This is a genomic window from Pseudoxanthomonas putridarboris, assembly GCF_038321125.1.
GTDB lineage: Bacteria > Pseudomonadota > Gammaproteobacteria > Xanthomonadales > Xanthomonadaceae > Pseudoxanthomonas_A > Pseudoxanthomonas_A putridarboris.
In genome coordinates this window covers 304051-317371 of the sequence record NZ_JBBWWT010000004.1, presented here as the reverse complement: position 1 = coordinate 317371, position 13321 = coordinate 304051, and the positions used below count along the sequence as shown (strand labels likewise).

The 13321-nt window shown below is 64.4% G+C and carries 11 protein-coding genes and 4 tRNA genes; 11 read left to right on the top strand and 4 right to left on the bottom strand.

Translation table 11 applies throughout. From position 1 onward, the window contains the following. Positions 1-6 precede the first annotated feature (6 nt). The 10 genes from AAD027_RS11390 (at position 7) to AAD027_RS11345 (ending at position 8722) form a co-directional block, all read left to right on the top strand. Positions 7-1080: a reverse transcriptase family protein gene (locus tag AAD027_RS11390; protein ID WP_341726140.1), complete on the top strand. Its 1074-nt coding sequence runs from the start codon at positions 7-9 to the stop codon at positions 1078-1080. Positions 1081-1288: 208 nt separating this feature from the next. Then, positions 1289-1364: transfer RNA gene (locus AAD027_RS11385), tRNA-Lys, on the top strand. A gap of 217 nt (positions 1365-1581) precedes the next feature. After that, a tRNA-Leu gene (locus AAD027_RS11380) sits at positions 1582-1667 on the top strand. A 270-nt stretch (positions 1668-1937) separates the two neighbouring features. Then, positions 1938-3230, top strand: a complete 1293-nt coding sequence (gene tig, locus AAD027_RS11375) for a trigger factor (RefSeq protein ID WP_341726139.1) — start codon at positions 1938-1940, stop codon at positions 3228-3230. A gap of 66 nt (positions 3231-3296) precedes the next feature. Continuing rightward, the gene (gene clpP, locus AAD027_RS11370; protein WP_341726138.1) at positions 3297-3923 is read left to right on the top strand and encodes an ATP-dependent Clp endopeptidase proteolytic subunit ClpP; all 627 of its coding nucleotides are present in this window, start codon (positions 3297-3299) and stop codon (positions 3921-3923) included. Positions 3924-4051: 128 nt separating this feature from the next. Beyond that, a complete protein-coding gene (gene clpX, locus AAD027_RS11365; RefSeq protein ID WP_341726137.1) occupies positions 4052-5335 on the top strand; it encodes an ATP-dependent Clp protease ATP-binding subunit ClpX in 1284 nt (427 codons plus the stop codon). A 183-nt stretch (positions 5336-5518) separates the two neighbouring features. After that, the gene (lon, locus tag AAD027_RS11360; protein ID WP_341726136.1) at positions 5519-7960 is read left to right on the top strand and encodes an endopeptidase La; all 2442 of its coding nucleotides are present in this window, start codon (positions 5519-5521) and stop codon (positions 7958-7960) included. A 217-nt stretch (positions 7961-8177) separates the two neighbouring features. Next, positions 8178-8450: an HU family DNA-binding protein gene (locus AAD027_RS11355; RefSeq protein ID WP_341726135.1), complete on the top strand. Its 273-nt coding sequence runs from the start codon at positions 8178-8180 to the stop codon at positions 8448-8450. A 36-nt stretch (positions 8451-8486) separates the two neighbouring features. After that, positions 8487-8561: transfer RNA gene (locus tag AAD027_RS11350), tRNA-Val, on the top strand. 84 nt (positions 8562-8645) lie between these two features. Continuing rightward, positions 8646-8722 (top strand) — tRNA-Asp (locus tag AAD027_RS11345). Positions 8723-8975: 253 nt separating this feature from the next. Here AAD027_RS11345 and AAD027_RS11340 read toward each other — a convergent pair. The 4 genes from AAD027_RS11340 to AAD027_RS11325 are packed head-to-tail and all read right to left on the bottom strand — an operon-like array spanning position 8976 to position 10987. Then, on the bottom strand, positions 8976-9641 hold the full coding sequence (locus AAD027_RS11340; protein ID WP_341726134.1) for an aquaporin: 666 nt from the start codon (positions 9639-9641) through the stop codon (positions 8976-8978). Further along, a complete protein-coding gene (locus tag AAD027_RS11335; RefSeq protein ID WP_341726133.1) occupies positions 9641-10135 on the bottom strand; it encodes an arsenate reductase ArsC in 495 nt (164 codons plus the stop codon). Before AAD027_RS11335 ends, AAD027_RS11340 begins: the two co-directional genes overlap by 1 nt. 31 nt (positions 10136-10166) lie before the next feature. Beyond that, a complete protein-coding gene (locus AAD027_RS11330) occupies positions 10167-10643 on the bottom strand; it encodes an ArsI/CadI family heavy metal resistance metalloenzyme (RefSeq protein ID WP_341726132.1) in 477 nt (158 codons plus the stop codon). Next, the gene (locus AAD027_RS11325; protein WP_341726131.1) at positions 10640-10987 is read right to left on the bottom strand and encodes an ArsR/SmtB family transcription factor; all 348 of its coding nucleotides are present in this window, start codon (positions 10985-10987) and stop codon (positions 10640-10642) included. The genes AAD027_RS11330 and AAD027_RS11325 overlap by 4 nt, the downstream gene beginning before the upstream one ends. 332 nt (positions 10988-11319) lie before the next feature. Between AAD027_RS11325 and AAD027_RS11320 the strand changes: the two genes are divergently transcribed. Beyond that, the gene (locus tag AAD027_RS11320) at positions 11320-13296 is read left to right on the top strand and encodes a peptidyl-prolyl cis-trans isomerase (RefSeq protein WP_341726130.1); all 1977 of its coding nucleotides are present in this window, start codon (positions 11320-11322) and stop codon (positions 13294-13296) included. Positions 13297-13321 lie beyond the last annotated feature (25 nt).

Genomic DNA, 13321 nt, shown 5'->3' with positions numbered 1-13321 from the left:
AGTTCCATGGCAAGAACCTTGAAGCTTCACGAGTCCCCTCTCTACAGACTCACTAGTAAAAAGAAGCTTGCTGCGCTCTTCGGCGTCAAGGTTGCCGACATCAAGTTCTTAAGGCAGCTCGATAGCAACTATCGAGTTTGGCCGCTGAAGCAGAAGCACCAAGACGTCCTGGCGGGCATGCCGGTCAGCGACAAGGTTCGTATGGTGCAGCAACCCAAGCCAACGCTAGATGCTTTTCAACGAAGGCTAGCGAAGTTGCTTGGTGCGTTAGAGAAGCCCGACTATGTGTATTCGGCAACCAAGAGGCGCTCATACCTAGACAATGCTCTGGTGCACAGGCACTCCCAGCCGGCTTTGAAGGTAGATATCAGATCCTTCTATCCGTCAGTTAAGCGGAAGGCGGTCAAGTCCTTCTTTGTAGAGCAGATGAAGTGCGCAGAAGATGTGGCGCATGTCCTTTCCGAGCTTTGTTGCCATGAGGGGAAGCTGCCAACTGGCAGTGCTCTTAGTCCTGTCTTGTCGTACTTTTCCTGCGCACCCATGTTTGCGCGGATCGCTGCGTTGGCAGGCGCAAGAGGGCTGAAATTCACCATCTATGTGGACGATATGGTCTTCTCCGGGGCAGGGCTGGACGATGACTTTTTGGCCCTCGTGTTCAATGAACTCAACCGAGAGGGGTACGCGGGTCACAAAGTCCGCTTCTACAAAGCGAAGCGGCCAAAGGTGATCACGGGGGCGGTTGTATGGCCCTCCAAGGTGGATGTGCCGCACAAGAGGCGCTTGAAGATGAGGCTCTACGAAAGAGCCTTGAAGACGGCGAAGTCGGAAGACAAAGTCATCCTCGGTAAGGCCTTGCTGGGGCAGTACCGAGAGAGCAGTCGGATCAACCCAGGCTTCAAGGTTGCAGCGTCTCGACTCCAGAGATTCGTAGAGGACATGACGGGTAGAGCCAAGGTGGCGAAGCCTAGGAAGCGGCCGCGTGGTCGGTCTTCCTATTCGCTGTTCCTCTCCCGGATCGCCAGACTGAGGGCTGAGGCCGCCGCCGCTGGGGCGGCAGTTGGTTCGGGCGCGGGCGCGTGACGCGTTGCGTGTAAGGGTTGCTCGTTCAGGTCGCTTGCCTTAGCATTTGACTCCTCAGCCGGCGGGGTATCGCCTGCAGGGGTAGGGGTACATTGAGCGTGACGGTTAATAGCGCGCCGGGTACCGCACCCCATTGTCCGCAAGGCTTCCGCGGTCGCGGGGGTTTCCAGCAAAAGAAGATGCGGTTACACTACGCAGCCAGTTTTCGGGGCCGTTAGCTCAGTTGGTAGAGCAGTTGACTCTTAATCAATAGGTCCAAGGTTCGAATCCTTGACGGCCCACCAAACCCGAGACGCCCGGCAATGCCGGGCGTTTTCTTTTACGGCGGTCAAAGTGCGCGGGCGCGCTGCGGCGCGTTACGGATCATGGGTGGCCCGGAGCGGGTCGCGGCGCGGTCCAGGGTTCGAATCCTTGACGGCCTACCAAACCCGAAAGTGCCCGGTCACCCCGGGCGCTTTTTTGCCGGTCCCGGTGGCCAGGCGGGTAGAATGCCGGGCACCTGCGAAAGTGGCGGAATTGGTAGACGCACTGGATTTAGGTTCCAGCGGGTAACCCCCGTGAGGGTTCGAGTCCCTCCTTTCGCACCAGGCCTCCGGCTTCCCCTGTAGGAGGGGCTTCAGCCCCGATGCCTTTCCTTGCCCGCCTGGGATACGGTCGGGGCTGAAGCCCCTCCTACAGACGGCCCGGTCGCCCGAGGCCGGCCGGCCGGGGCCTTCCAGAGGGCATGATGCTGGCAGCGCGCCCCAGAATCGGCGAAACTATCAAGTTCCGCCGGGGCTGGCGTTGCCGCCCGTCCCAGGGCGACCCCGATTATCAACAGTGCTGCGGCCCGGCCGTGGCAGCAGGAGTCAGTGAGTATGCAAGTTTCGGTCGAATCGATCGGCAACCTCGAACGCCGCATGAGCTTCAGCCTGCCGGCTGAGCGTCTGGACACCCACATCGGCGGTCGCCTGCGCGAGCTGTCCCGCACCGCGCGCATCAAGGGCTTCCGCCCGGGCAAGGTGCCGGCCAAGGTCATCGAACAGCGCTATGGCGAACAGGTCCGCGCCGAGGCGCTGGACGGCCTGCTGCGCGAAACCTTCAACAACGCCGTGCGCGACCAGGAACTGCAGCTGGCCGGCAATCCGCGCATCGAGAAGCAGGGCGAGGGCGAGCTGGACTTCGTCGCCACCTTCGAAGTGGTGCCGGACTTCGGCGACATCGACGTGGCCAAGCTCAACGTGATCCGCCACACCGCCGAGGTCACCGACGCCGACATCGACCAGATGGTCGAGAACCTGCGCCTGCAGCGCCGTACCTTCCAGACCGTCGAGCGCGGCGCGAAGGAAGGCGACCGCGTGGCGCTGGAAACCTGGTCGCAGGCCGGCGACGAGCGCATGCCCGCCGAGGGCATCGAGAAGGGCGCCACCCTGATCGGCTCCGGCGTGATGTTCGCCGACATCGAGCAGGCCCTGGTGGGCCTGGCCAAGGGCGACGAGAAGGCCGTGCCGGTCACCTTCCCGGCCGACTGGCGCGTGCCGCAGCTGGCCGGTCGCCAGGTGGACGTGCATGTGAAGGTCACCGACGTGGCCGAGCCGCTCCTGCCGGACGTGGACCGCGAGTTCATCCGCAGCTTCGGCGTCAAGAGCGGCGATGCCGAACAGTTCCGCGCCGACATCCGCAGCAACCTGGAGCGCGAGCTGAAGGGCGCGCTGATGACCCGTCTGCGCCGCGAAGTGGGCGAACAGCTGATCGCCGCCTACGCGCACGTCGAGATGCCGCCGCGCCTGGTCGAGAACGAAGCCCGCGCGATGGTGCAGCAGGCCGCCGAGCAGGCCCGCCGCAACGGCCAGCCGGTGCAGCTCCCCGACAACGCCCACGAAGGCTTCATGGACCCGGCCCGCAAGCGCGTGCTGGTCGGCCTGCTGGTGGGCGAGGTGGCCCGCCGCAACCAGCTGCGCCTGGACTCCAAGCGCCTGAACGAGACCCTGCGCCTGATCGCCTCGACCTACGAAGAGCCGGAACAGGTCATTGAGTTGTACCGCAACGATCCCCAGTTGATGAACAGCCTGCAGAGCCGCGTGATGGAAGAGCAGGTGATCGACTGGATCGCCGAACGCGCCCAGCACACCGAGCAGGCGCTTTCCTTCCAGGAAGCCATCCGCCAGTAATGCGAATCCCTCGCAAGAGCCCGCACATCCATGTGCGGGGGTCTAAACAACAACAGGAACCCCGCCATGGATAACCTTACCCGAGCCCTCAACCTGGTGCCGATGGTGGTCGAACAGACCAGCCGCGGCGAACGCGCCTACGACATCTATTCGCGCCTGCTGAAGGAGCGGGTGATCTTCCTGGTGGGCGGCGTGGACGACCACGTGGCCAACGTCATCGTCGCGCAGATGCTGTTCCTGGAAGCGGAGAACCCCGAGAAGGACATCAGCCTGTACATCAACTCGCCCGGCGGCGTGGTGACGGCCGGCATGGCCATCTACGACACCATGCAGTACATCAAGCCGGACGTCAGCACCATCTGCGTCGGCCAGGCGGCCAGCATGGGCGCGCTGCTGCTGGCGGCGGGCGCCACGGGCAAGCGTTACGCCCTGCCCAACTCGCGGGTGATGATCCACCAGCCGCTGGGCGGCTTCCAGGGCCAGGCCACGGACATCGACATCCACGCCCGCGAGATCCTGACCCTGCGCGCGCGCCTGAACGAGATCCTGGCCAAGCACACCGGCCAGGCGCTGGAGACGATCGAGCGCGACACCGAGCGCGACAACTTCAAGAGCGCCGCCGACGCCCAGGCCTACGGGCTGGTGGACCAGGTGCTGGAGCGTCGTCCGGACGAGTCCATCCAGGCTGGCTGAACAGGCGTATCCGCCCTGTTTCACGCCTTTTCCCACCCCGCCCCGGGCCCCGCTGACAAAGCGGGGCCGTGTGCTATTCTCCGACCGAAAGCCCCCACGGGCAGTTTGAGTGACCGAGTAACCGAAGCATGAGCGAAGATCGTCAGGGCCGTTCCGGCGACAGCACCAAAATCCTGTACTGCTCGTTCTGCGGCAAGAGCCAGCATGAGGTCCGCAAGCTGATCGCGGGTCCCAGCGTGTTCATCTGCGATGAATGCGTCGAGCTGTGCAACGACATCATCCGCGAGGAACTGGAAGAAAAGGCCCAGTCCGCCCGCAGCCACCTGCCCAAGCCGCGCGAGATCCTGGAAGTCCTGGACCAGTACGTGATCGGCCAGAGGCGCGCCAAGCGCACGCTGGCGGTGGCGGTGTACAACCATTACAAGCGCATCGAGAGCCGCAGCAAAAACGACGAGGTCGAACTGGCCAAGTCCAACATCCTGCTGGCCGGCCCGACCGGTTCGGGCAAGACCCTGCTGGCCGAGACGCTGGCGCGCCTGCTCAACGTGCCGTTCACCATCGCCGACGCCACCACGCTGACCGAGGCCGGCTACGTCGGCGAGGATGTCGAGAACATCATCCAGAAGCTGCTGCAGAAATGCGACTACGACGTCGACAAGGCGCAGCAGGGCATCGTCTACATCGACGAGATCGACAAGATCTCGCGCAAGAGCGAGAACCCGTCGATCACCCGCGACGTGTCCGGCGAAGGCGTGCAGCAGGCGCTGTTGAAGCTGATCGAGGGCACCGTGGCCAGCGTGCCGCCGCAGGGCGGCCGCAAGCACCCGCAGCAGGAATTCCTGCAGGTGGACACCAAGAACATCCTGTTCATCTGCGGCGGCGCCTTCGCCGGCCTGGACAAGATCATCCAGCAGCGCTCCACCGAGGCCAGCGGCATCGGCTTCGGCGCCAAGGTCAAGAGCTCCGCCCGCAAGACCGAGACCGGCAAGCTGCTGTCCGACGTCGAGCCGGAGGACCTGATCAAGTTCGGCCTGATCCCCGAGTTCGTCGGCCGCCTGCCGGTGGTCGCCACGCTGGAGGAGCTGGACGAGACCGCGCTGGTCAAGATCCTGACCGAGCCGAAGAACGCCATCACCAAGCAGTTCAAGAAACTGTTCGAGATGGAAGGCGTGGAACTGGAATTCCGTCCCGACGCGCTGTCGGCGATCGCGCGCAAGGCGCTCAAGCGCAAGACCGGCGCCCGCGGCCTGCGCACCATCGTTGAATCGGTGCTGCTGGATACCATGTACGAACTGCCGTCGCTGGAGAACGTCAGCAAGGTGGTGGTGGACGAGTCGGTCATCGAGCACAAGTCCGAGCCGTACCTGATCTACCAGAATCCGCCGGCGCCCAAGGTCGCCGCCGCCGAGTAGGACCGGCCGTGATCCATCGCAACAGGCGCCCGTGTGGCGCCTGTTCAGTTTTTGCGCTCGATATCGCAAACGACTGGTTCTGAAAGGGTTTTCCGATTGCTCTTGCATCCCTTCGCCGATGGCCCCATAACGGGGCCATTGGTGTTTGGACACCCCGAATTCCGCAAATCCGCTGGAGCCCCCATGCCCCGCCGTTCCCAGACTGAAATCCTAGACCTGCCGGTCCTGCCGCTGCGCGACGTGGTGGTGTTCCCGCACATGGTCATCCCGCTGTTCGTGGGCCGCGACAAATCGATGCGCGCGCTGGAACAGGCGATGGAAGCCGACAAGCGCATCCTGCTGCTGGCGCAGAAGTCCGCCGAGACCGACGACCCGGCCGCCGCCGACCTCTATGCCGTCGGCACGCTGGCGCAGGTGCTGCAACTGCTGAAACTGCCCGACGGCACCATCAAGGTGCTGGTGGAAGGCACCGCGCGCGTCAACGTGTCCAACGTCGTCGAACGCGACGGTTCGCTGTACGGACAGGGCGAGGAAATCGAGACCACCGACGCCCGCGAACCGCGCGAGATCGAGGCCGTCGCGCGTTCGCTGATGAGCCTGTTCGAGCAGTACGTGAAGACCAACCGCAAGCTGCCGCCCGAGTTGCTGCAGACACTGGCCGGCATCGACGAGCCCAGCCGCCTGGCCGACACCATCGCCGCGCACCTTGGGGTACGCCTGAGCGACAAGCAGCGCCTGTTGGAAACCATCGAGGTCGGCGAGCGGCTGGAACTGCTGGTCGGCTTCGTCGATGGCGAGATCGACGTGCAGCAACTGGAGAAGCGCATCCGCGGCCGCGTGAAGTCGCAGATGGAGAAGAGCCAGCGCGAGTACTACCTCAACGAACAGATGAAGGCCATCCAGAAGGAACTGGGTGAGTTGGACGAAGCCCCCAACGAACTGGAGGACCTGGCCCGCAAGATCGCCGAGGCCGGCATGCCCAAGCCGGTGGAGACCAAGGCCAAGAACGAGCTCAACAAGCTCAAGCAGATGTCGCCGATGTCCGCGGAGGCGGCGGTGGTGCGCAACTACCTGGACTGGCTGCTGGGCGTGCCGTGGAACAAGCGCACCAAGGTCCGCAAGGACCTGAAGGTGGCGCAGGAAACGCTGGACGCCGATCACTACGGCCTGGACAAGGTCAAGGACCGCATCCTCGAATACCTCGCCGTGCAGTCGCGGGTGAAGAAGATGCGCGGCCCCATCCTGTGCCTGGTCGGTCCGCCCGGCGTGGGCAAGACTTCGCTGGGGCAGAGCATCGCCAAGGCGACCAACCGCAAGTTCGTGCGCATGAGCCTGGGCGGCGTGCGCGACGAGGCCGAGATCCGCGGGCATCGCCGCACCTACGTCGGTTCGATGCCGGGCCGCATCGTGCAGAACCTCAACAAGACCGGCAGCAAGAACCCGCTGTTCGTGCTGGACGAGATCGACAAGATGTCGATGGATTTCCGCGGCGACCCGTCGTCGGCATTGCTGGAAGTGCTGGATCCCGAGCAGAACAGCGCGTTCAACGACCACTACCTGGAAGTGGACCTGGACCTGTCCGAGGTGATGTTCGTCGCCACGTCCAACTCGCTGAACATTCCCGGTCCGTTGCTGGACCGCATGGAAGTGATCCGCATCCCCGGCTACACCGAGGACGAGAAGCTCAACATCGCCCAGCGTTACCTGGTGCCCAAGCAGCTGAAGGCCAACGGCCTGAAGCCGGAAGAACTGAAGATCGCCGAGGGCGCGATCCGCGACATCGTGCGCTATTACACGCGCGAGTCCGGTGTACGCAACCTTGAACGCGAGATCGCCAAGATCTGCCGCAAGGTGGTGAAGGAAATCGCACTGGCCGGTCCCAGGCCGGCAACGAAGAAGAAGACCGCCTCCGTGCAGGTCACCTCGAAGAACCTCGAGAAGTATTCCGGCGTGCGCCGCTACGACTTCGGCCGTGCGGAAGAGCAGAACGAGATCGGCCTGGTCACCGGACTGGCGTGGACGGAAGTCGGCGGCGACCTGCTGCAGATCGAAGTGGCGCTGGTGCCCGGCAAGGGCGGCATGACGTTGACCGGTCAGTTGGGCGACGTGATGAAGGAATCCGGTTCGGCCGCGCTGTCGGTCGTGCGCAGCCGCGCGGCCAGCCTGGGCGTGGATGCGGATTTCCTGCAGAAGCACGACGTGCACCTGCACGTGCCCGATGGCGCCACGCCGAAGGACGGCCCCAGCGCCGGCATCGCGATGGCGACCGCCCTGGTGTCGGCGTTGACCAGGAACCCGGTGCGCGCCGACGTGGCGATGACCGGCGAGATCACGCTGCGCGGACGCGTGTCGGCGATCGGCGGGCTGAAGGAAAAACTGCTGGCCGCGCTGCGCGGCGGCATCACCACCGTGATCATCCCGGAAGAGAACCGCAAGGACCTGTCGGACATTCCTGCCAACGTCACCGATGGCATCAAGATCGTGCCGGTGCGCTGGATCGACGAAGTGCTCGACCTGGCCCTGGAACGCCCGCTCGCGCCCGTGCCGGCGGCAGGCGGCGGCAGCGCGGAGCGTCCCGTGCCGGAAGCGGAGAAGCCTTCACGGCAACCCGATGTCAAGCACTGAACGCTGGTCGGACAACGAGCCGAAAACCCTCAAAACCCGCGTCATTATTGGGTTTTCGGCTTGCGTGGCATTTTTTGCGCTGGTATAACGGCGTGACCCGCAGGCATCTCCACACCGGATGATGCCTGCGGAAAAAACGGCCGGACCCTGCGCGGGCGCGTGACGCCTGAGGTCCCGGTTACTTATTCCGCGGTTGTGCCGCAAAGGGAGTTACTAAATGAACAAAACCGAATTGATCGATGCCGTCGCCGACGAAGCCGAAATGTCCAAGGCCGAAGCCGGCCGTGCCGTCGACGCCGTCATCTCCAGCATCACCAAGACCCTCAAGAAGGGCGACACCGTGACGCTGGTCGGCTTCGGCACTTTCCAGGTCCGCAAGCGCGCCGCCCGCACGGGCCGCAACCCGAAGACCGGCGACACCATCAAGATCAATGCGTCGAAGAACCCGGCGTTCAAGGCTGGCAAAGCCCTGAAGGATGCCGTAAACTAATCGACTCGCTGCCGATGGCAGGGTGCACAAGCGCCCGGGTGCTTAGCTCAGCGGTAGAGCGTCTCCCTTACACGGAGAGGGTCGGGGGTTCGAAACCCTCAGCACCCACCACCTCGGGGCGATGCGAAATCAGAAAATTTGTCGGGTGGTCTAGCGGAAACGCGCGAAACCGCCTTACAATGTTCGTCTCAGCGCGGAGTGGTAGTTCAGTCGGTTAGAATGCTGGCCTGTCACGCCGGAGGTCGCGGGTTCGAGTCCCGTCCACTCCGCCACTAAATTCGAAGCGCCCGTTAGTCAGTGACTTGCGGGCGTTTCGTTTTTTCGGGTCCTGGACATTCGCTTGGACACGTCCATGCGAGTGGCGCACTACCTCATCCGAGACCGCTCCAGCCTGTTTTACTTCCGCCTGTGTGTGCCTGCCGACCTGAGCCTGCGCTAGGCCGGATGGTCGTCAAAGTGCGCCATAGGCACCCGCTGCCCCCGAGTAGCCCTCCGAATGTCGGTTCAGTGGGCGGCCGACTATTCTCAAACCTTCATGGGACTGCGCGAGGGGAGCGCAATGATCAAGCCTCCGAAGATTGCGGCCCGTGCCGGATAGCACTTCAAAACGATGCGTCCCCCGGTTGCGATAACAACCGAGGGCCGCAGGGGCGGTGCCTTGGCGTAAACGGCGCTTCCGTTTCGGCTGGTCGAGCGCGTCTGGCTAGCAGTTGCTCCTTGAAGGCGCCGGGGCGCTGGATATCGGCGATGATTTCTTCCGCGGCTGGCCAGGAGGATGACGAGCAGCAGGCCGAAAGTGGCGATGAACTCGCTCCACGCCAATGGCGCTCCAAGCCGGGCATGCGTCGAGGCGCTGAAAGCAGGAAGGCCGAACATGGCATGGGCCGACGCCACCCCGGCGAAAGCGCCTGCAACCTGGGCAGTGATGTAGCCGGCGGCATCGCGCGCGACGAGTTTTCCTCGCGCCACCATCGCCAGCGATACGGCGGGGTTGAAGTGTGCCCCGGAAATAGGGCCGAACATCTGTATCAGGGCGAACAAGGCGCAGCCGGTCGCCAATGCATTGGCTAGCAATGCGATGGCGATATTTCCAGCCGATAGCCGCTCGCCCATGATGCCGGAGCCCACGACGACGGCGAGCAGAAAGGCGGAACCTAGCGCCTCGGCCAGCAGGCGACTGCGCATCGGCATCAGACGGAGCCGAGCGAGCGCAGCTCGTTCTGCAAGGACAAGGCGTCGAGTTTGTCTATCGGAAGCGACAGGAACAGGCGCAGGCGGGGGGCGATGGCTTGAGCTGTCCTGGAGAAGGCGGCGCGCTTGGTTTCGTCGTCGCCCTCGACTTTGGCCGGGTCTGGAAATCCCCAATGTGCCGTCATCGGCGAACCCGGCCAGAAGGGACAAGCTTCGCCCGCCGCGTTGTCGCAGACAGTGATGATGAAATCCATCTTTGGAGCGTCCGGGCCGGCGTAGATATCCCAACTCTTGCTGGACATGCCGTCGGTTTCGCAGCCGAGTGCTTGCAAGGTTTCCAGCGCGAGGGGATTGACCTGTCCGGCGGGATGGCTGCCAGCGCTGAAACCCTTGAACCGGCCGTGGGAAAGGTCATTGACCAATCCTTCCGCCATGATGCTGCGGGCGCTGTTGCCCGTGCAAAGGAACAGGATGTTGTAGGGCGTCGTGTTCATCGTGTTGTGGGGATCGGTGGCATGGTGGCGGTTAGCCGCAGGCGGAAGCCGTGCCGCAGGAAGTGCGGGCGCTGGCGTTCGTGGACGGAACGGGAGCGCAGCAGGCGTTCTTATCCTGTCCGGGCGCGCGGTTGGCGCCATAGACAGGGATATCGCCCATCGTGTGGAACGCCTCCCACACGATGCCTTGCGGGTCCTCCAGCCAATGCTTGTCCGATCGCGCATAGCAGCAGTCGGCGCCGACTTCGGGTTGGCTGGCGATACCCGCAATGTGGGCGCGCTGTTTGATTTCGGTCAGTTCCTCGGCGTCCTCGGCCTGAATGCCGAGATGGTTAACGCCGGTGGCTTGGGCATGCGTGGAAACAGCGAAGTTGACGCGCGGGTCGTCCAGCAGCCATTTGGCATAGTCGGCCTTCTCCACTGTGGGCGCCGTGGCGAACAGTCCCGAGTAGAAGCGGATGCTTTCGGCCAGGTCTTTGACGGAGACATGGATATGGAGGCGTTTCACGGGTCGTTCCTCATTTGTTTGTCGGATACAGCACAAGGGGAGGCGGTCGCTTCGCACGGCGCCCCGGCGCAGCAGTTCTCGGTCAGAAACGAAATAAGCCCGTCCATGGTTTTGTAGTTGGCCGAGTAGATGACGAAGCGCCCTTCCTGACGGGCGAGGGTCAGCCCGGCATTGGTGAGTTCCTTCAAGTGGAAGGACAGGGTGGCCGGGCTGATGTCCAGCCGGTCGGCTATCTGGCCGGCCGGCAATCCGTTGGGACCCTGCTGGACCAGCAGGCGGAACACGGCGAGCCGCGTTTCTTGGGACAGGGCGCTAAGCAGCAGGACGGCGTTGGTGTTCTCCATATTTCGATATTATTATAAATATCGAAATGAAGCAAGTCTCCGATGGGACCTGCTATCGTCCCGGACAACCTCATCGGACACCTGTGATTGCGAGTGCCTGGAGCGCGAGAACTAGCGGCGGCGCGGTCGGGGGCTCCTGTCAGGAATGCCCCGTGCACTCCGCCACCATCCCCAGAAAGCCCGCGAAGGCGGGCTTTTTGCTGTCCGCCGATCCTGGCTGGCGGGCCCGGCGCCGTGCCGCCCGTCGGTCGCGGCGGCGCCGCAGCGTAGAGACGGCCATGCCCCAGGCGCGTTAAACTGCAGGGCTAAACGAAATCGGGCCCCATGCACCCATGCTGCAGAAACTCCGCGACAAGACCACCGGCTGGATCGCCAGCCTGATCCTGGGTTTGCTGATCATTCCGTTCGCCTTCGTCGGCGTGAACGAATACATGACCGGTGGCACCGCCGGCGACGTGGCGGTGGTCGAAGCGCCGCCGACCTGGTGGGAATCCGCTCCGCAATGGTGGCCGGTCTCGATGCTGTGGCAGCGCGAGGAAGTGACCACGGACGAATTCCGCGCCACCTTCGAGCAGGTGCGCCAGCAGCAGCGCCAGGCGCAGGGCGAGGCGTTCGATCCGCGCGAGTTCGAGAGCGTGGAGAACAAGCGCAGGGTGCTGGAGCAGCTCATCGACCAGAAGGTGCTGGCGCTGGCGTCCACGCGCGCGGGCATCCGCATCGGCGATGCCGCCGTGCAGAAGGCGATCAGCAGCGAACCCGCCTTCCAGGTGGACGGCAAGTTCAGTCCCGAGCAGTACCAGTTGCTGCTGTCCTCGCAGGTGCCGCCGATTTCGCCGCTGAAGTTCCAGGAAGAGCAGCGCGACCGCCTGCGCATGCTGCTGATCCCGCAGGCCATCGGCGATTCCGACTTCTTCACCGACGGCGAGCAGGAACGCATGTGGAAGTTGCTGGGCGAGACCCGCGACGTCGGCCTCGCGCTGTTGCCGGCGCCGCCGGAAGACAGCGCGCCGGTCGACGATGCCGACATCAAGGCGTGGTACGACGGGCACAAGGACGACTTCAAGCAGGACGAGAGCGTTGCGCTGGAGTACATCGAGATCAACGGCAACACGCTGCCGACCGATGCCCCGGTCGATGAAGCCGCGCTGCGCAAGCGCTACGAAGACGAGAAATCGCGCTTCGTTTCGCCCGAGCAGCGCGTGGTGGCGCACATCCTGATCGCGGCCGACGCCGGCGCGGATGCGGCCACCCTGAAAGCCGCCGAGGAAAAGGCGGCCGCGCTGGCGCAGCAGGCCAGGGCAGGCGCCGACTTCGCGGCGCTGGCCCGCGCCAATTCGGAAGATCCCGGCTCCAGGGACGAGGGCGGCGAACTGCCGCCTTTCGCGAAAGACGGCTCGATGGTGAAGCCGTTCGAGGACGCGGCCTTCGCGATGCAGGCCGGCGAGATCAGCGGGCCGGTGAAGAGCGATTTCGGTTACCACGTGTTGCAGCTGCGCGAGATCAGGCCCGGCACGGGCCGCAGCTTCGAGGAAGTGCGCGGCGAACTGGCCGCGGAGCAGGCCGGCAACGAACGCGAGCGTGCCTACAACGACCTGGCCGGCCGCGTGGTCAACGAGACGCTGAAGAACCCGACGGAACTGGCGCCGGCGGCGCAGGCGGTCGGCCTGCCGTTGCAGACGGTGGGACCGTTCCCGCGCAACGCGCCGCTCGGCATCGCCGCCAACCCGGCCGTGCTGCGGGCCGCGTTCTCGGAAACGCTGGTGCAGGACGGCACGATCAGCGATCCCATCGAGATCGCGCCGAACCACAGCGTCGTCATCCGCGTGACCCAGCACGCGCCCGAGCAGGCGCAGCCGCTGGAAAAAGTGCGCGACGCCGTCGTCGTCGCCATCCGCGCAGACCGCCGCGAGAAGGCCGCCGAGGCCGCCGCCGATGCGGTGGTCGCGCGCCTGGACAAGGGCGAGGCGCTGTCGGCGATCGCCGCCGCGGAGAACCTGCGCTTCAACGATCTGCCCGGCATGCGTCGCGGCATCCCGATGCCGACGGCCGAAGCGAACGAGGCGATCTTCGCCGCGCAGCGCCCGGCCGAAGGCAAGGCCATTGCCGGCAAGGTGTCGCTGGGCGACGGCAACTACATCGTGTTCGCGGTCAACAAGGTGACCGAGGGCGACATGACGGCGATGCCCGCCGAGGAACGCGTGATGATGCAGCAGCAGCTCGCGCAGATGAGCGGTGGCATCGCGTCGCAGGCGTACGTCGACGCCATGCGCAAGCGCTTCAAGGTGAATGTGTTCGAAGAGCGCCTGTAGACCCTTCGACGACGTGAAGCAAAGC